Origin of the sequence: Paenibacillus sp. DRB1-1 (genome assembly GCF_052119485.1) — a bacterium.
GTDB lineage: Bacteria > Bacillota > Bacilli > Paenibacillales > Paenibacillaceae > Paenibacillus > Paenibacillus polymyxa_B.
The window spans coordinates 3,810,577-3,826,615 of sequence record NZ_JBODQH010000001.1; the positions used below are offsets into that span (position 1 = coordinate 3,810,577).

Annotated in this window: 17 protein-coding genes; 13 read left to right on the top strand and 4 right to left on the bottom strand. The window is 47.8% G+C overall.

Annotated features, from left to right (window positions below):
• Positions 1–62: 62 nt before the first annotated feature.
• The 3 genes from ACQW03_RS16940 to ACQW03_RS16950 are packed head-to-tail and all read left to right on the top strand — an operon-like array spanning position 63 to position 1,317.
• Positions 63–419, top strand: a complete 357-nt coding sequence (locus ACQW03_RS16940; protein ID WP_025719486.1) for a hypothetical protein — start codon at positions 63–65, stop codon at positions 417–419.
• Positions 362–604 carry a helix-turn-helix domain-containing protein gene (locus ACQW03_RS16945; RefSeq protein ID WP_220025923.1) on the top strand — a complete coding sequence of 81 codons (243 nt, stop codon included), beginning with the start codon at positions 362–364 and terminating at the stop codon, positions 602–604. Before ACQW03_RS16940 ends, ACQW03_RS16945 begins: the two co-directional genes overlap by 58 nt.
• Before the next feature lie 53 nt (positions 605–657).
• Positions 658–1,317: a hypothetical protein gene (locus ACQW03_RS16950; RefSeq protein ID WP_441950747.1), complete on the top strand. Its 660-nt coding sequence runs from the start codon at positions 658–660 to the stop codon at positions 1,315–1,317.
• Positions 1,318–1,432: 115 nt separating this feature from the next.
• On the opposite strand, the gene ACQW03_RS16955 is transcribed toward ACQW03_RS16950, so the two are convergent.
• On the bottom strand, positions 1,433–3,010 hold the full coding sequence (locus ACQW03_RS16955; RefSeq protein WP_441950749.1) for an esterase/lipase family protein: 1,578 nt from the start codon (positions 3,008–3,010) through the stop codon (positions 1,433–1,435).
• A 195-nt stretch (positions 3,011–3,205) separates the two neighbouring features.
• Between ACQW03_RS16955 and ACQW03_RS16960 the strand changes: the two genes are divergently transcribed.
• Positions 3,206–4,168, top strand: coding sequence for a YhcN/YlaJ family sporulation lipoprotein (locus ACQW03_RS16960; protein WP_258297141.1), 963 nt, complete (start codon positions 3,206–3,208; stop codon positions 4,166–4,168).
• Positions 4,169–4,273: 105 nt separating this feature from the next.
• Here ACQW03_RS16960 and nagA read toward each other — a convergent pair whose 3' ends face one another.
• The 3 genes from nagA to ACQW03_RS16975 are packed head-to-tail and all read right to left on the bottom strand — an operon-like array spanning position 4,274 to position 7,087.
• Positions 4,274–5,494: an N-acetylglucosamine-6-phosphate deacetylase gene (nagA, locus tag ACQW03_RS16965; protein WP_258297142.1), complete on the bottom strand. Its 1,221-nt coding sequence runs from the start codon at positions 5,492–5,494 to the stop codon at positions 4,274–4,276.
• Complete coding sequence (gene nagB / locus ACQW03_RS16970) at positions 5,491–6,219, bottom strand: glucosamine-6-phosphate deaminase (RefSeq protein WP_071642674.1); 729 nt, start codon at positions 6,217–6,219, stop codon at positions 5,491–5,493. The genes nagA and nagB overlap by 4 nt, the downstream gene beginning before the upstream one ends.
• A 1-nt stretch (position 6,220) precedes the next feature.
• On the bottom strand, positions 6,221–7,087 hold the full coding sequence (locus ACQW03_RS16975) for a MurR/RpiR family transcriptional regulator (RefSeq protein ID WP_071642672.1): 867 nt from the start codon (positions 7,085–7,087) through the stop codon (positions 6,221–6,223).
• A 353-nt stretch (positions 7,088–7,440) separates the two neighbouring features.
• Here ACQW03_RS16975 and ACQW03_RS16980 point away from each other — a divergent pair, with 353 nt between their 5' ends.
• The 9 genes from ACQW03_RS16980 to ACQW03_RS17020 all read left to right on the top strand — a co-directional run bounded on the left by ACQW03_RS16980 (position 7,441) and on the right by ACQW03_RS17020 (position 16,037).
• Complete coding sequence (locus ACQW03_RS16980; RefSeq protein ID WP_013311713.1) at positions 7,441–7,719, top strand: acyl carrier protein; 279 nt, start codon at positions 7,441–7,443, stop codon at positions 7,717–7,719.
• Between the two features lie 49 nt (positions 7,720–7,768).
• Positions 7,769–8,962, top strand: coding sequence for a radical SAM/SPASM domain-containing protein (locus ACQW03_RS16985; RefSeq protein WP_025719471.1), 1,194 nt, complete (start codon positions 7,769–7,771; stop codon positions 8,960–8,962).
• Between the two features lie 55 nt (positions 8,963–9,017).
• Positions 9,018–10,394, top strand: a complete 1,377-nt coding sequence (locus ACQW03_RS16990; RefSeq protein WP_441950753.1) for a peptide ligase PGM1-related protein — start codon at positions 9,018–9,020, stop codon at positions 10,392–10,394.
• 17 nt (positions 10,395–10,411) lie between these two features.
• The gene (locus ACQW03_RS16995) at positions 10,412–10,660 is read left to right on the top strand and encodes an acyl carrier protein (protein WP_076294457.1); all 249 of its coding nucleotides are present in this window, start codon (positions 10,412–10,414) and stop codon (positions 10,658–10,660) included.
• Between the two features lie 37 nt (positions 10,661–10,697).
• Positions 10,698–11,783: a hypothetical protein gene (locus tag ACQW03_RS17000; protein ID WP_441950756.1), complete on the top strand. Its 1,086-nt coding sequence runs from the start codon at positions 10,698–10,700 to the stop codon at positions 11,781–11,783.
• 69 nt (positions 11,784–11,852) lie between these two features.
• The gene (locus tag ACQW03_RS17005) at positions 11,853–12,845 is read left to right on the top strand and encodes an ABC transporter ATP-binding protein (protein ID WP_071642663.1); all 993 of its coding nucleotides are present in this window, start codon (positions 11,853–11,855) and stop codon (positions 12,843–12,845) included.
• The gene (locus ACQW03_RS17010; protein ID WP_441950758.1) at positions 12,835–13,641 is read left to right on the top strand and encodes an ABC transporter permease; all 807 of its coding nucleotides are present in this window, start codon (positions 12,835–12,837) and stop codon (positions 13,639–13,641) included. Before ACQW03_RS17005 ends, ACQW03_RS17010 begins: the two co-directional genes overlap by 11 nt.
• Before the next feature lies 1 nt (position 13,642).
• Positions 13,643–14,455 (top strand): ABC transporter permease, encoded by an 813-nt coding sequence (locus tag ACQW03_RS17015; protein ID WP_441950760.1) that lies wholly within the window; start codon positions 13,643–13,645, stop codon positions 14,453–14,455.
• A gap of 49 nt (positions 14,456–14,504) precedes the next feature.
• Positions 14,505–16,037 (top strand): hypothetical protein, encoded by a 1,533-nt coding sequence (locus ACQW03_RS17020; protein WP_441950762.1) that lies wholly within the window; start codon positions 14,505–14,507, stop codon positions 16,035–16,037.
• The last annotated feature ends 2 nt before the right edge of the window (positions 16,038–16,039 follow it).

Genomic DNA, 16,039 nt, shown 5'->3' on the forward strand with positions numbered 1-16,039 from the left:
AAATTACCCTATAGTATGAGGATTTAGAAAAAGTCAAATCCAAAGAGAAAGGGTGATTTACAATGGATAAGTCTCAGCTAACATTGGTGGAACAATATCGAAAGAAGCTGTACCGCATTGCTTGGAGAATCCAGTATCGTGCTCGGGTACAAACCAATCATGAATTTGTAATGGAAAAGAACGAAGCCGTCAGCGCCCCATCTTTTACAGAATCTTCAAACTCTAATATGTACACACTACAGCTTATCAACTCTCTATCTTCTGAGATCGGAAAAATGATCATCTTTGACCTTTACATACTAGACAAAACCGAAGCACAGATTGCAAAAGAGTTAAAGCTATCCCAACAGGCGGTGAATAAATGGAAAAAGAAAATGCTCAAAGAGTTATTTCGGATGCTGAGTTCGTCCAATTGCTAAAATTAGTACGAAGTGGAGATCAGGAGGCCATGTGTAGGATACTTCAATTGTTCGAGGAAGACATTCAAAAGACCAGTCGGTATATTCGTATGTCCCGTGAAGATGCTGTCCAAAGCATTGTGACTGATTTTATAGAAGAACTGCAACAAGAGTTAAAGACAGTACAAAGTGGACAATGGATATAGCCTTGGCTATCCTTATCCGTAGGTTTACTTATTTAACGGAGGGCTTTAAGTTTATGAGTGATAACAGGGCTTCTTTTGAAAAAAGTATGAAGATGTACCCAGTCAACAGTATTCGTTCCAATGTCATCATTCTTGTTTTATTATTGTTAGATCTGTTTCTAGTTATCCCCTTAGTGGGAAATCCATACATTGCAGTTTACGTTTATGTACTGTTGCCACCGATTGTTATGATAAACATTTGGGCCCTTGTACTGGTCATCATGCCACGCAAATTGCAGTTGAATTACATTTTATTCCGTGGTGTATTTGGTTTGGTTTGTTCTATTGGCTTCATGATCATGACACAAAAGTTTGTTTATGGCATGTTGGGTCTGGATACTATATGGTGTTTTATAGGTTCTTTTGCCCTTTATGGAGTCGCCTTGTATTACTTTATAAAATATAATTTGGCGAAATTCAAAGATCCTTCAAATCATAAGAAGAAACCAAATGTTAAGGAAAAAAACAAGAGAACACCTGTAGTAACTATCACCACATTTACTGGAGCTGGTTATCTGATAGCTAATGTTTCTCTCGGATTCGCTACACAACAATTAGTTGCCACAGTATTGATAAGTGTATACTCGATGCTAGCATGTGTTCTTTTTCATTTTATTATGGATTTACACCGCTACTATTGGCTTCATAAGCTGAGGAATCAGACAACGGATTGAACACAACGAATGGATTACAAAGTATTACCTCTATCAAGATGTTTTGTAATGAAAAAAAGCCTGCAAACGCCCAACTATAATGGGGGTTCGCAGGCTTTTTAGGTTGTAGATTTATTTAGTCAACATACTTGTTGCCGTCAGCATCAATATAAATGGATTGAACAGCTGTGCGGCGGTACGGATATCCAGCCTCTGTGGTGCCGCTAATTTCATAGGTTACAGAATAGATGCCAGGCTTGTCCGCTTTGGATAGCTCAATTTGTCCGGTAGGATTAACGTTTTTTTGCTGTACCGTCAAACCTTTGGATGTAGAAGTGACTCCTTGCTGCGGATCACCATAATATTGAACTTGGTAGGTAACTTGTGTAACGCTGTTCGGGGAATCCTGTGATTTCAGATTTAGCTTCGGGCCCACTGCATTTAAATTGTATTTCAGCTCAGGAACTTGAACAGCCTGGTAACGTGCAATCAGGAGATACGCTCCATTATCAGGAGCCGTGACGTTCAGTTTATAGGTGCCCGGTTTTGGATTTTGAATGACGGCGTTATGATGCCAGGCACCAGCAAAAATATCGTCATCATGGCCTGCTTTCAGATTAATAATTTCACTAGTACCGTCAGGCTTGGTTAGTTCCAGTTTACTCACACGTTTATCGCTGATCCAGTCCAGATCAATGGATTTTACACCATTTTCAACAGTGAGGGTTTCTGAGGCTTTTCCATTATAATCGCCGCCTCGGATAAAATATGAATTATCGATCTCGCTATAGGTGGATTGTAAAGCAGAAGCAGTCAGGGAAGATGCTGAAAGTGCCTCAGTTTCCTGATTCAATGCTGGAGTGTTCGCTTGGAGGTAGGGTTGGATCAGGGAGAAGACGTAAGAACCGGTGCGAACCTTGGCATGATCCCAAGATCCGACTTTAACTACACGTCCGCCGGGAAGCTTAGCGTTGTCGACTGTGACCACTCCATCATTCTTACCAAAGGAGGAGAGGTAAAGTCCACCCAGTATGTAGGAAGCAGTGCCGCCAGACCAGTTATCACCAGCAAATGTGAAGAATGGAATTGTAGTCGCATTACTGAGTGCATCGGTCTTGGTTCGGAAATACTTCATATAAGATGTTTGTAAAGTGGAGGTACCGGGATTTTGTGACCCGACAATATCTGCCAGCCATCCGGCCCAGCTACTGTAGGCGAGATCTGCAAGTTGTGAGCCATGATGAGGACTGCTGAGGGTGATGACACGTTGTACATAAGGAGCGGCTCCGTTATATACGAGAGCGGTTTGAGTATCCACTCCACCTTTGCTGTGGGCGATGACGATAAGCTTTTTTCCAAAGTGATTGCTGATGACCTTAATTTTGTCGGCCAGAAGCTTACCATTGTCCCACATATCTTGGGATGTGCCAGTTGTATCGTACAGATTAATGGTGGCTGTCTGGTATCCGGCGTCTCGTGCACGCTGAAGCATATCGTTATTATTCTTGGTCCAGACTTCAGCGCTACTGTTCAAACCATGTACGAACAATAGTGCGGGCTTGGCTGGATCAACGTGATTAGGTGGTGGACCTTCTGCCCAGCTTCCCGCGGGATCTTTCGGAGGTTGGGGTGTAGTGGAGCCTGCAAAAGCGCCAACGGGGACAAGAGTAACTGATAACAAAAAAATGAGCATCAAAACGGTGATCTTTTTCAAACTGAAAATCCTCCTTTGTAAAATAAAGTATTTTTCAAGCTTATTATACATGCCATCTTGTGGTAAATCATCAATTGTATTTCATATTTACATTAAAATTTTATTTTTTTAGTCATTTTTTAGTCAGGATATCCCTATGATTCATAGCGCATGATAATCTCGTCACACATTTTATAATGTATGGAGGATGAGTTCATGCCAGGAACTAAGAAGGTCATCAGTTTTACGATTTCTGCTGCTTTACTCGCCAGTATGGCTGCTTTGACCGGGTGCGGAAATGCCGATCATAACGTTCGTACGAACAGTACACGCTATAACGCGCAAAGCACACATCACATGGATGGTGTGAACCGTTATGGTATGGATGGTGTGAATCGTTATGGGGTTAAGTCCAATGGTATGGACGGGATGGCATTGAATGAAAATGCCAACCGAACCGGACATCCAGTCCGTAATCTGCAAGTCGATCGCAATTTGTCGAAACGTATATCCGAGATGCCGGATGTAAAGTCTGCGACAGTGCTGGTCGGTGAACGACATGCCTATGTAGCCGTTTCCTTGAAAGACCAAGCCAACGGAACAGGTGTCGGTGCTCCAAGTGTTGACGGTACTCCAAGTGCTAATAGTATTGGACGTAACGGTAATGTACCGAGTGTGAATGGCGTTAATGGCACTAGAGGAAACCGTACTACGGATACTACAACGCCTGGAATGACAGACAATGGAGTTACCGGGAATGGAACACCTGCGCGTCGTGATGATGGTTTATTCGGTACGATGGGTACAGGCTCGTATGGTATGTTGCGTGGCTTGGCGAACAACAATGGCACAGATAACAGAAACACCACAATCGAGGGAGCAAGAACTGCATATGAACCAAGTGATGCAGTCAAGAGCCGAATCGCGAATAAAGTGAAGCAATTTGCACCTTCGATTGAACAGGTGTATGTATCGGCTAACCCGGATTTTGTCAAACAAGCCACTGACTTTACACACAGTGTGCAAAATGGTCATCCGATCAGAGGCTTGAGCAATGAAATGGTGGATGTGATTGAACGTGTATTCCCGACCCCGGCGGCTGGTACAAACCGTCCAATGGAAAATACAGCACCCACACGCCCACAAAATCATACGCCCGCGCCGATGAATCATCGCTAATTCAAACCCTATAAGTGTGTGCAATGCCAAAGAAAGAGCTATCCATCTCAGCGAATACGCTGGTGGATAGCTCTTTAGTTTTGGGGAATGATAACTATAACTGAATTATTTGCGCAATCCTTTAATCCATACGCCTTGCAGCTTTAAGTCTCCATCCAGTAACAGGATGTCTGCTTGTTTACCTGCTTCAAGCGAACCTGTACGATCAGCAATGTACAAGGATCGAGCCGGATTCAGGCTGGCCATTTGTGATGCCGCGGGAATACTTATACCCACATGTTGAACCAAATAGCGGAAGCCTTCAATCATCGTTAGTGTGCTTCCTGCCAAAGTGACCCCATCCTCCAGTCGCGCTACACCGCCCTGCACGATCACCGGCAAATCGCCGAGCGTATAATGACCGTCTTCCAGACCAGTAGCAGACATGGCATCTGTGATGAGAATGAGATTATGATCCTGCTTTAATCTAGCGAGCAGGGAAATGGCGGCGGGATGTACATGAATGCCGTCCGCGATGATTTCTGCTTCAATGCGCGGATCAGCGAGTACGGCTCCGGCGGCTCCCGGCTTGCGATGATGCAGCGGAGTCATAGCATTAAATGCATGCACCGCATGATTCAGCCCCGCCGTCGCTGCCTGTTCAACCTCTTCATACGTAGCATCTGTATGACCGAGAGCCGCGGTAATGCCATGGCTGCGCAGCCATGCAATCAGTTCCAGCGCTCCTTCCCGTTCGGGCGCAAGCGTGAGCTGGCGAACAAGGCCTGGATAGAGCTGCTCCCATTCTGCCACCCATGAGAGATTCGGTGGCACGATATGTTCTGGGTTTTGCGCTCCAGGCCAGTTCGGACTGATGAACGGCCCTTCCAGATGTACGCCCTCCAACTGAGCATAGGGCATAGGTAGTGCCATGTATGCGTGAACTTCACTCAATACCCGGTCAATCTGTTCCTTGGGCGCGGTCATGGTGGTAGCCAGCATAGCCGTCGTTCCTTGTGAACCGTGAAAGGAGGTGATCGTATCCAGCACCCTTGGACTAGAGTCCATAAAGTCCTCACCGTTACCGCCGTGAACATGAATATCAATAAAGCCTGGCAGCAGATAGCCTTCTTCCAAACGCACAATGTTTGCGGTTTTCGCTGCGGTTTCTTCCTGATTTGCCAAGACTACCGCTGTCCAATCGGCGGGTAAATGCTCTTCTGAACCAGTGTATACAATGGATTGCCCCTCAATGACGACAACCCCTTTTTCAATGATGTCATTTCCAACGACAACTTGCCCATACAGTAGCTGGGGTACGTTACCACTCATTTCATTTGACTTCAATTGAACCATCCTCCTGCTTTCTGATCCAGTAAGATAAGTACGTTAGGGTGACATTGCAGCAGAGAAGCCGGACACTCAGTCGTGACGGGTCCAGTTAAAGCCTGCTTTATAATATCAGCCTTATCCGCACCAAAAGCCACCAGTATAATTTGCTTCGCCTTAAGAATCGTGCCTACTCCCATCGTAACTGCTTGCCTGGGTACAGCATCTATATCGCCAAAAAATCGAGCATTCGCCGAGCGCGTACTTTCTTTCAAATCTACAACATGTGTGGCTCCAGTCAAGCGGTGACCAGGTTCGTTAAAGCCAATATGACCATTATGACCAATGCCAAGCAGTTGCAGATCCACGGGTCCATGGTCCAGAATGGCCTGCTCGTGCGCTGCACATTCTGCTGCCAGATCCAGTGCATTCCCGTCAGGGACACGTGTATGGGATATCGGAATATCGATATGCTGGAACAAGTGCTCATTCATAAAGCTTCGATAGCTCTGCGGATGTTCTGGGGGAAGACCAACATACTCATCAAGATTCACGGAATAGGCTCGTGCAAAACTGACCTGTCCCTTGCTGTACATATCTGCAAGATGTTGGTAAATGCCAATCGGCGTACTACCGGTGGCCAGGCCAAGCATGGCCTGTGGTTTGGATAGCAGCAAGCTGGCGATCACAGCGGCGGCAGTAGCGTTCAGGTCCTCACGGCTGTTCAAAATGCGTATGTTCATCTTAGTGACCCCCTGGTTGTTTTTTGAGCTTGCTCACTTGTTGATATGAACCTTCCAATCTCGGAATATATTTGTCAAAATCTGCGCTCACCATACCTGTAAACAGAATATCTATGATATGAAGCTGGGCGATGCGGGAGGCCATATCCCCACGTCGCATTCCTTCCTCCAATGAGGAGGAAAATAGCGCAATATCCGCAAGACCTGCCAGCGTATTGTTTCCGAAGGAGGTCAGGGATAATGTCTTAGCCCCCTGTTCCTTTGCACAACGTAGAGCCGCAATGGTCTCCTGGGTTTCTCCTGAATAAGAGACGGCAAAGGCGACATCTCCTGCTCCGAGCGAGGAGGCAGAGGTAATCTGCATATGCGAATCTGCAAAGGCAGTGCTGTTCTTGCCAATACGGATGAGCTTCTGGTAAAAATCCTGTGCCACAATCGACGATGTCGCCATCCCATAGAGATCAATGCGGCTCGTGGCTGACAGCCATGCAATGGCCTGCTCCAGCTTGTCGTAATCCAGCAATCGGGTCGTGTCCGCAATGGATGCGGTATGGTTCGCCTGAATAGCCTGCACGATTCGGGAAAGTGAATTTCCGGCGACAATATCCTGATAGGATTCTTCACCATTACGGTTGGAATGGGACAACTCGGCGGCCAGCTTCATTTTGAAATCAGGATAGCCTTTAAAATGTAGTGATTTGCAAAACCGCGTAACGGTCGCCGCGCTCACACCACAACGCTCTGACAGCTCCCGAATACCCAGATGCAGCACATCTTCCGGGGATTGCAGGATGGATTCCGCCAGCTTGCGCTCCTGTACGGGAAGCTGCTCCAGTCTATGGGCTAATGTATGAAGAATGGGGGTCATGAGCTGTGCTCCTTTGGCTGTAGAGTGTTTGAGTGAAAATAAGTATCGCATATAAGAAGAATATAAAGAAAAACATTTTCACGTGTATTGTAAAATAATTCTGCCGCTCATGCAAGAGATGTGAGGAGAATTTTTATTAGACTTTGCGAAAAAATAGCCAGCGAAAATTGTAGAAGTTATCATACATTAATTTACATATTGCGAGTTTTATTTACAAAACAACCTATTGACTTGTCTCTTCATTGGAGGAGTATAATTGAATAAAGTTCCAGTGAAGGGATTTATCTAGGAGCTTTGCAGAGTACATCGTTGGGCGGAACGAATAGAATCTCATTCACAAGGAGGAGTTTGCTATGCAAAGCCAAGTGATTGAAATGATCAGCGCGGTCAAGGAAGATCCTGAACTGGTCGCTAAGCTGGATGGACATTCGGACATTATTCATGATGCCGGACTGGATTCGTTGCAGTTGGTTCATTTCATGCTGCAAGTGGAGGATGCGTTTGATGTGGAGATTGATTTTGATTCCTTTGAGCTAGAGCATTTGAGCTCGGTAGATGCGTTTTGCAGCTACATTCAGGGGATCAGCGATGCGGAACAAGCGCCGCACCTGGAGGGAATGGAGACGGTCTGACGTACAGCTTGGTACATGTGCCTGAAAATCCATTAAACGAGGTGTTAGCATGCAGCCCAAAAGCAATGTGCTGATTGATGAGAAAGCGTTCAAGCTCATCAAGCGTAACCTGAAAAACGCTTCTGTATCTTACCGTAACGCCACACAGGACCCTACTTTCAAAACGGACATGCCCCAGACGATCGGCATTAAGCTGACCAACCGCTGCAACCTGAGATGTACACACTGCTTTGAATGGAACGAGGAAGGCTACCATCACCAAATGGATAAAGAAGAACAAAACATGGATCTTGCTCCGGACATGCTCCGGCAGATTTTGAGCGAAACCAAGGAAGCCAAGTCCAGACTGTACATGTGGGGCGGCGAACCGATGTTTCACCGGCGTTTTGATGAAATTTTGGACGTGCTGGCGGAAGATCGGCGCGAAATGACCTTTTGTACAAATGGATTACTTATTGATAAATATTTGGACCGGATTTTGGATTTGTCCGAAAATCTGGAGTTATTAATAGCGATTGAAGGTTTTGAAAGAGAACACGATCTAATTCGCGGTAAAGGCACCTTTCAAAAAACAATGCGGCAGATGGATAAGCTGATTGAACTGCGCGACCAGGGATTGTACAAGGGACGGGTGACTGTCCATGCAGTCATTAACGATAACATGATCGGACGGATGTACGAATTTCTGCAAATGCTGGAGGACAAAAAGCTGGATCTGGTGCTGCTGACGTTCCCCTGGTACATTTCCAAAGAGACCTCCCTCAAAATGGATGAATATTTTACACATAATTTCTCCTGGCTCCGACAACTTGAAGAACAAAATATTAGTAGCTGGCATGCTTTCAAATATAAAATCAACCCGGATAACATCGATCCTCTGATGCAGGAACTACAGCGGATCAATGAGCGAGTATGGAACATTCGCGTGCGCTATCAGCCCGGTTTGGATTATGAGGAAATTGATAAATTTATACATGGCGAGGAAATGGTCAGCCGTTGTTCCAATCATTGTTTGGCGCTCACCTCCAGAACAGATATTTTACCAGACGGGAAGGTCATGCCTTGCAAATTTTTCAGTGAGTTCACGATTGGAAGCATGCGTGAGCACAGTCTGAAGGAGATATGGAACTCGGATGCGTATGAGAAAACTCGTCAAAAGATTAATCATGAAGGATTGACTCCGGTGTGCTCCAAATGCAGCGTATTGTATCTGCACGGGGCAGGCTCTCTGAAATACATTTAGTTTTCTATGGATGTTGTTTGTTACTGGATGGAAGAGAGAGGGATGATGATAAGACGTGACGACTAAAACTATTAACCTTGTGGAAGCGCTTGCGCATGAACGGGACCATGGAGTCCTGATTTGGCTGTTTAATATCGGCGCAGAGCAAGTGTGGCATCCATCCCCCCGCAAGGGGGGCATGGTAGACCGGGATGAACAGCAAGTCGTAAACCGGATGGAGGAAATGAATCTCCTGCTATGTCGAAGTCAGGATGTCATTGTACTTCGGGAACGGCCGGATGAGGCATTTCTGGACATGCTTCAGCGGTTGGGCTTTAGCCTGCCGCGTATTGAGGTGCCGGAGCCTTCTGATCCGCTAACGCCGATTTCAGAACTGGTGCTGGCGGACGAGGCGCTTTTGGCACGACTGCGCACGGTTGCAGATGCAGGCCACAGCAGCGGCGGAGCCAAAGCGTGGCTCGTCCCCTATGCGGTCACACCGCAGGAGGAAACGATTGCGGAGCTTTGCGGGCTGGAGCTGATCGGCGCTCCATCCGCGGTCAGTGCTCAGGTGAATGATAAAATATTCAGCCGCCTGACCGCGCAAAAGCTTGGTTTTGCTGTCAGCGAAGGCGCTGTATGTGCAGACGAATCGGCGATCCGCAGGGAGTGTGCCAGACTGGCTGACTTATCGGATGGACCTGTGAAGCTGATTATCAAGCAGCCGCACGGTGCCTCAGGACAAGGCATGTATATGCTGGACGAGCTGTCCAAGCTGGACACGCTGCTGAGTGTGATGAAGCGTTTTGGCGGCTCATCGCCATCTTCCGGCGGCTGGCTGGTGGAGCGCTGGCACAATAAGCAGATGGATCTGAACTACCAGCTCTGCATTGACGAGGGCGGTGGTGTGACGATGTTTTCGCTAAAAAGGCAAAACGTGGATGGCACCGTATATATTGGATCTCAAGTGCCGGCTGAGATTGGCGATGCGCTGGAGGAAGAAGTGAGACGCTGCGCCTATCAGCTGGGTACGCATCTCTATTCCATTGGGTATACGGGAATGGCCTCTATTGACGGTTTTGTTGACGAAGAAGGTTTGCTCATTCCAGTCATTGAGATAAATGGTAGATTTACGTTGTCTACCTATATTTCGTTCCTGTCATCCGTCCTGGGAGAACAGCATAAAACATTATCCCGTTATTACCGCAACGTTACCGCTACACCTCTCACCTACAGCCGCTTGTGCGGGTTGCTCGCGGAGGAGGGCTTGCTCTATACGCCCGAACGTCCAGAAGGGGTGTTTGTGTATACGGCGGGTACATTGTCTGGTATTCCTGTGAAGCGGGGCTATGTGAACCGGATTTTCACACTTATTTTGGCAGACAGCTGGCAGGAAGCTGATGCTTATGCGCACAAATTGGAAGGTATCATTGCTGGATTAGGATGCTTATAAATTGGAGGGAATCAAGAATGAAAACAACAGATGTATACCATGTAGTACCCTTGCTGGAAAAGATTTTGAAGCTGGATTCGGGAGAGCTGGAACAGTTGACTCCGGATCAGGATCTGCGAACCTTGGGGCTGAATTCCTTATCCGCTGTGGAATTAATTGTAGAGTTGGAAAATGAGCTTGATATTACGATGGAGGACGACGATCTAGTGCTGGAGCATCTATCTACACTGCAAGGCATCGAGCGTCTGCTGAGCAAATATGCATAAGGGCGCTGAAAAGACAAGTTTGATGCAGGAATCCGATATGGAGACTCGTCAAGATTCTGTTGTGGACTATGGTGCAGAAGAAGTGGCAAACGCTCTTCCAGGGAAACATTGTGTATATTCTTCCCTGCGTACCTCATTGCGGAGGTACGGAGTGACCATGGCCGAATCCGAACTATTCATGCTGTGTGGGAGTATGTGCGCAGAATATGGTGGAGATTTGAAGCGCTTCGGACCTGAGAAATATCCGGAGCAGCTTCAAGAAATGGCAGCCAGTGGCGGACCTGTTATTCGGGTGGAACCGTGGGTAGCTGGTGTCAGCGATGAAACCGACCTGTTGCAGGTACTCACATCGGGCTACGGTACCATGCTGCATACGTCGAGCACCGCTTTAACCTATCACGATGTATATGTGAAAAATTACCCAAGGGGCCACGTGATTGAGTTGTGCGGGTTGGACTTGCAAGAACGGACAGCACAGGTGAATGATAGCTTCCTGCTCGATTCCTCGGGACATGCCATGACTTATGTGGGCTCAGCCCGGCTCGACGATCTGATGCAGGGCATTATTGAGTATGCATGGCTGGTGGAGCAGCCTGCCCCGCTTTCGCCAAGTGAGATGCATGCTGCGTGTGCTCATCATATTCGACAGTATGTAACTGGACACGAAGCCATCTGGAGAGGCGTACCTACGTCTAATGAGTCGGAAAGTCAAACGGGGAAAGCTGTAACAGGCAAGCAGGTCAAGCGGGGAGATGAGGGGTACCGGGCATTTGTCGGTGACTTCCATCTGTTAGCAGATATGGAGGATCAGGATTTTCGGACGTACTGTCATGAAATCTATTACAATCTGCGATTGGGCAGTGCCCTTCATTTGACGGATTATACAGCTGATTATTGCCTGCTGCATCAAGCCACGCTGGGACCACAAACACAGCATGTAATTGAATTGGCACAGGCGCTGTACGCGGATTGGCACAAGCTTAATCTGCATATTTACAAAACAGGGCTTCAATTGCGCAAGCATCGGATGCCTGAAATTACGGAACGAGCTTTGCATTTAATTGAAAGACAGCGGCATATGCTGGAGGAACTGATGGTTTTAGCAGAGAAAGCAGCCGAGTAGTCCAAACATTCGGCTGTATAAGAAACGTTCATCAGGTGTCCTGCACAGAGGAAAGAGGAGGGGAATTGATTGCCGTCCATTACATTAAACCAATTGTCGAAAACATTTACGTACTACAAAAAGGAGCCGGGCGTGCGCAAATCGTTACAAAACTTGTTCAGGCGTGAGCAGCTGACCAAAGAGGCTGTGCAAAATGTCAGCTTTAGCATTGAGGAAGGCGAAATTGTCGGATTTCTCGGTCCAAACGGGGCGGGCAAAACAACGACGCTCAAAATGCTGTCTGGCATTCTTCATCCCACGGGCGGGGAGGCATCGGTACTCGGCTTTACCCCGTGGAAACGACAAAAAGAGTTTAAACGTCAGTTTTCCATTGTAATGGGACAGAAAAACCAGCTCTGGTGGGATTTGCCTGCAAGCGAGTCATTCGAGCTGAACAAGCTTATCTATGAAATCGATGAAAACCGTTATAAAGAGGCACTAGATGAACTGGTCACTCTGCTTGGGGTGGAGGAGCAGCTTCATGTGCAGGTTCGGCGGCTGTCGCTCGGCGAGCGTATGAAAATGGAACTGATCGCCGCGCTGCTGCATCGTCCACGGGTTATTTTGCTGGATGAGCCGACCATCGGACTGGACCTTGTTTCTCAGCGGCGGATTCGAGAGTTTTTCAAAGCCTATAACCGCACGCACCGGACGACCATCCTGCTGACAAGCCACTACATGAAGGATATTGAGGATTTGTGCAGTAGATCCATCATTATCAGCGGGGGCAGATTGGTCTATGACGGAGACTTACACAAGGTGAATGAGGTCATCGGTGCCCGTAAATTACTCAAGGTTCGACTGGAGACCCCCGTATCCAGCCTAACGTTGGCGAGCCTCGGCAAACTTCGCTCCAACTCGGAGCTGGAGGCGGTATTTGAGCTGGACGCAGAAGATACCTTGGCTTGGTCCAAAAAGATTTTGGACGCACTGTCTGTCGTTGATTTTACGATTGAGGACGTCCCGCTGGAAGAGGGGATAGCCAATTTGTACGATGGGGGCAGGCTGGCCGATGCGAAATAACAAATATGTGAAGGTACTCCAGCTTGGCATGCAAAACGAAATGGAGTATCGGGCTAATTATTGGCTCCAAATGGCGGGATTTATGCTGCCGATCATGACGCAAATTTTTCTCTGGCTAGCTGTATTCGGTTCTTCGGGGCAAGCAAGAGTGCTGGGCTATTCTCTGCCAGAAATGCTGGTGTATGTGGTCATGGCGGGAGTAACTGGAAAACTGATTGCTACGGGCTTTGAATACGAAATTGCTACAGATATCAAGGAAGGTGGACTGGCAAAATTCATGGTACAGCCTGTGCATTATTTCGCTTACCGTTTTTGCCGGTTTATCGGAGGCAAAGTCATACAGTCCGCGGTCGTGCTGCTGGCGGCTGCTATTTTGCTGTTATGTCTTAGCCTGGAAGGACAAATCAGCTTCGGGCTATCGTACATCTTGCTTTACATATTGGCGTTGCCGGGAGCGCTTGTGCTTAATTTTGTGGTCTATTATGCGCTGAGCGGCATAGCCTTTTGGGTGACGGAATCGGCGGGACTATTTTATACGCTGTCGCTTGTCATTTACGTAGCTAGCGGTACCGTGTTTCCGCTGACGATTTTTGGAGATGTTTTGGCCCGTCTGTTCAGTCTGCTACCGTTCAGCTACACCGTATTTTTTCCGGTGAATGCGTTGACGGGCAAGCTGACTGTGCTGGAAGCCGCTAAAGGCATTGGCGTGCAATGGCTCTGGATTGTAGTGTTGGCAGCCATATCACGCTGGGTGTGGCAAGCCGGGGTCAAACGCTTTGTCTCGGTGGGGGGTTAACATGAAAAATGTTTTCCGAAACGTTAGGCGCTACATCAGACTGTACTGGAAGTTTGTCCAGTTTTCCGTCATGTCGCAGATGGAATACCGTATTAATTTTATAACTGCATTTCTGGTTGAAACGGCTTATTTGCTCATCAAACTGCTGTACGCATCGGTTCCATACCGCGCTGGGACGGATATTAATGGTTGGTCTCCTGACGCCATATTGTTATATATCGGCGTATTTACGATGATGAGCGGATTTTATAGTGGATTGTTCTACAGTAATTTTACAAGCCTGCCTGACAAAATTCGTACCGGCTCACTGGACGTGCTCATGACCAAACCAGTATCGCTGCAATTTATGGTAACACTGCGTCAATTTGAACTGGGCTATACCGTGCCGAATGTAATTGGCGGCGGAATTATGACGGGGATCGGCTGGTATCGACTCGGATTGCCGTTTAATTTTGAAAGCGTAGGAGGGTTCTCTGTGCTGCTCGGATGCGGAGTGCTTACGGCATACTCCGTATTTTTGCTCCCCCAACTACTGGCCTTCTGGATTATCCGCACGAACGGCGTTACGGAGCTGTCCAACAGCATTTTCGAAACAAACTATGTGCCGATGGCCGTGTACAGTAATCTGATTCAGCGTATCGGTTTGTTCGTGCTGCCGGTGTTTGTCATTTGTAATTTCCCGCCCATGTTCATTCTCGGCAAAATGGAAACCGGGTTAGTGGTATGGGCATTTCTCGCACCTCTCTGGCTGCTGGCGATCATCCGCCTGATATGGCAGTTTGCTCTACGTGATTATACGAGCGCGAGTCAGTAGCGCTACCGTGTAGTGGGCCAATAATGAAGCAGGAAAGGAAGCGAATCATATGAATGCGATACCGAATCAGCGTCATTTGTATATGGGAACATTCGAAGCGGAGGCTTACTGGCGGGATGCCCAGTTAGCTTCCCTGCCAGCCCTGCCTGACCGGGCTTCTTCAGCGATTGTAGCAGCCATGGATGAACTGCTGTTCAGCTTTTGCCAGCCGGGAGATGCGTTATTGACCCGTTATGCCATTTCGCCCGTACATCGTCAGTATATCGCGCAGTTGGGCTTCCATCCGGCTGTCAACGAACGGGATTTGACCGATGGCAAGGAGCGTGCAGGCAACGTGTCGACCGCATCCGTATTTGAACTGCTGGGCAGTCGCAAGGCCGATGCCGGAGAGGGGTTTCCTCAACTGGAAGGCTGTGTGCTTAGCCCGTTTGCGGGTTTACCGCATGTAGAGGAGGCTGCACGTGCTTGGGGAATAACCCTGCATCAGCCGCCGCTGGAAACGATTCGCAAGGTAAATGCCAAAACGTATTCCTCTGATCTGAAACGCAGCCTTGGTCTGCGCAACCCGGGCTATATTGTGACTTCGTTTGCAGATGTCGCTGAGGCGGGGCGTAAGCTGCTACGGGATGGAAGCTTTTTAATCAAGGATGATTTTGGCGTATCGGGCAAAGGAAACCTGCACATTACCTCGATACAAATGCTGGACAGGATCGTATCGTATTTGCGTGGACAGGAGCGTAAAGGCAAACAGGTGCTTTTCCTTTTGGAGCCTTTTCTGGAGAAAGAGCAGGATTTTTCATGCCAATTTACGATTGGTGATGATGGAAGTGTCGATATCATATCTGTACAATGGCTGGCTAACACTCAATTCTCCTATCGGGAATCCTTGTCCCCGGACGGGGCATTTTTGGAGCGGCTGGAGCGCGAGGGCTATTTTAGCTTGATGCAGGACGTGGGGCGGCAATTGTATCAGGATGGTTATTACGGCGATGTTTGCATTGATTCCATGACACTTCGTGGTGGGAAGCTGGAGCCTATTATCGAAATTAATGCCAGAAAGTCGATGAGTTTGATCAAGCATCAGCTCGATACCTTTCTGGCCGGGAAAAATATGCGTGGCACGCTGACGAATTATTCGCTGTCCCATGATGGCAGTCTATCCTATGAAGAACTGCTGGAAGGGCTGAAAGGTGAAGGATTGTTGTTCACAGGTGAACGTGAAGAAGGCGTCATGCCTCTGGGTGCCAATACGTTATATGTGAACACAGGTGGACGAGATGGCGAGAACAAGATTGTGGGCCATACAAGCACGCCAAGCAGAAATGCAATCGGGCGCGGAGGCAGATCATCTGCCAAGCAGGTTCGTGTGAGCGGGATTGGGGCCAGCGATGGCGGATCAGAAGGGAACGGCATGGCTAAGCCGGACTTAATTGGTGAAAAAGAAACCGCTGGAAGCGAACGGGCACGAGGCAAGGGTCGTCTTTATTTGGAACTGGTTGCTGCGAGCGATGAGGAAAAAATGCGATTGACTACAAAGCTGGAGCGTTTTTTGGCAGAGCATCATTTTACAGTGCTGAATTAAAC

What these genes read in the sequence shown, in the direction of transcription:
- ACQW03_RS16940 (WP_025719486.1), top strand. Translation starts at nt 63, where the DNA reads ATGGATAAGTCTCAGCTAACATTGGTGGAACAATATCGAAAGAAGCTG.
- ACQW03_RS16945 (WP_220025923.1), top strand. Translation starts at nt 362, where the DNA reads ATGGAAAAAGAAAATGCTCAAAGAGTTATTTCGGATGCTGAGTTCGTC.
- ACQW03_RS16950 (WP_441950747.1), top strand. Translation starts at nt 658, where the DNA reads ATGAGTGATAACAGGGCTTCTTTTGAAAAAAGTATGAAGATGTACCCA.
- ACQW03_RS16960 (WP_258297141.1), top strand. Translation starts at nt 3,206, where the DNA reads ATGCCAGGAACTAAGAAGGTCATCAGTTTTACGATTTCTGCTGCTTTA.
- nagB (WP_071642674.1), bottom strand. Translation starts at nt 6,219, where the DNA reads ATGAACATACGCATTTTGAACAGCCGTGAGGACCTGAACGCTACTGCC.
- ACQW03_RS16975 (WP_071642672.1), bottom strand. Translation starts at nt 7,087, where the DNA reads ATGACCCCCATTCTTCATACATTAGCCCATAGACTGGAGCAGCTTCCC.
- ACQW03_RS16980 (WP_013311713.1), top strand. Translation starts at nt 7,441, where the DNA reads ATGCAAAGCCAAGTGATTGAAATGATCAGCGCGGTCAAGGAAGATCCT.
- ACQW03_RS16985 (WP_025719471.1), top strand. Translation starts at nt 7,769, where the DNA reads ATGCAGCCCAAAAGCAATGTGCTGATTGATGAGAAAGCGTTCAAGCTC.
- ACQW03_RS16995 (WP_076294457.1), top strand. Translation starts at nt 10,412, where the DNA reads ATGAAAACAACAGATGTATACCATGTAGTACCCTTGCTGGAAAAGATT.
- ACQW03_RS17000 (WP_441950756.1), top strand. Translation starts at nt 10,698, where the DNA reads ATGGAGACTCGTCAAGATTCTGTTGTGGACTATGGTGCAGAAGAAGTG.
- ACQW03_RS17010 (WP_441950758.1), top strand. Translation starts at nt 12,835, where the DNA reads ATGCGAAATAACAAATATGTGAAGGTACTCCAGCTTGGCATGCAAAAC.
- ACQW03_RS17015 (WP_441950760.1), top strand. Translation starts at nt 13,643, where the DNA reads ATGAAAAATGTTTTCCGAAACGTTAGGCGCTACATCAGACTGTACTGG.
- ACQW03_RS17020 (WP_441950762.1), top strand. Translation starts at nt 14,505, where the DNA reads ATGAATGCGATACCGAATCAGCGTCATTTGTATATGGGAACATTCGAA.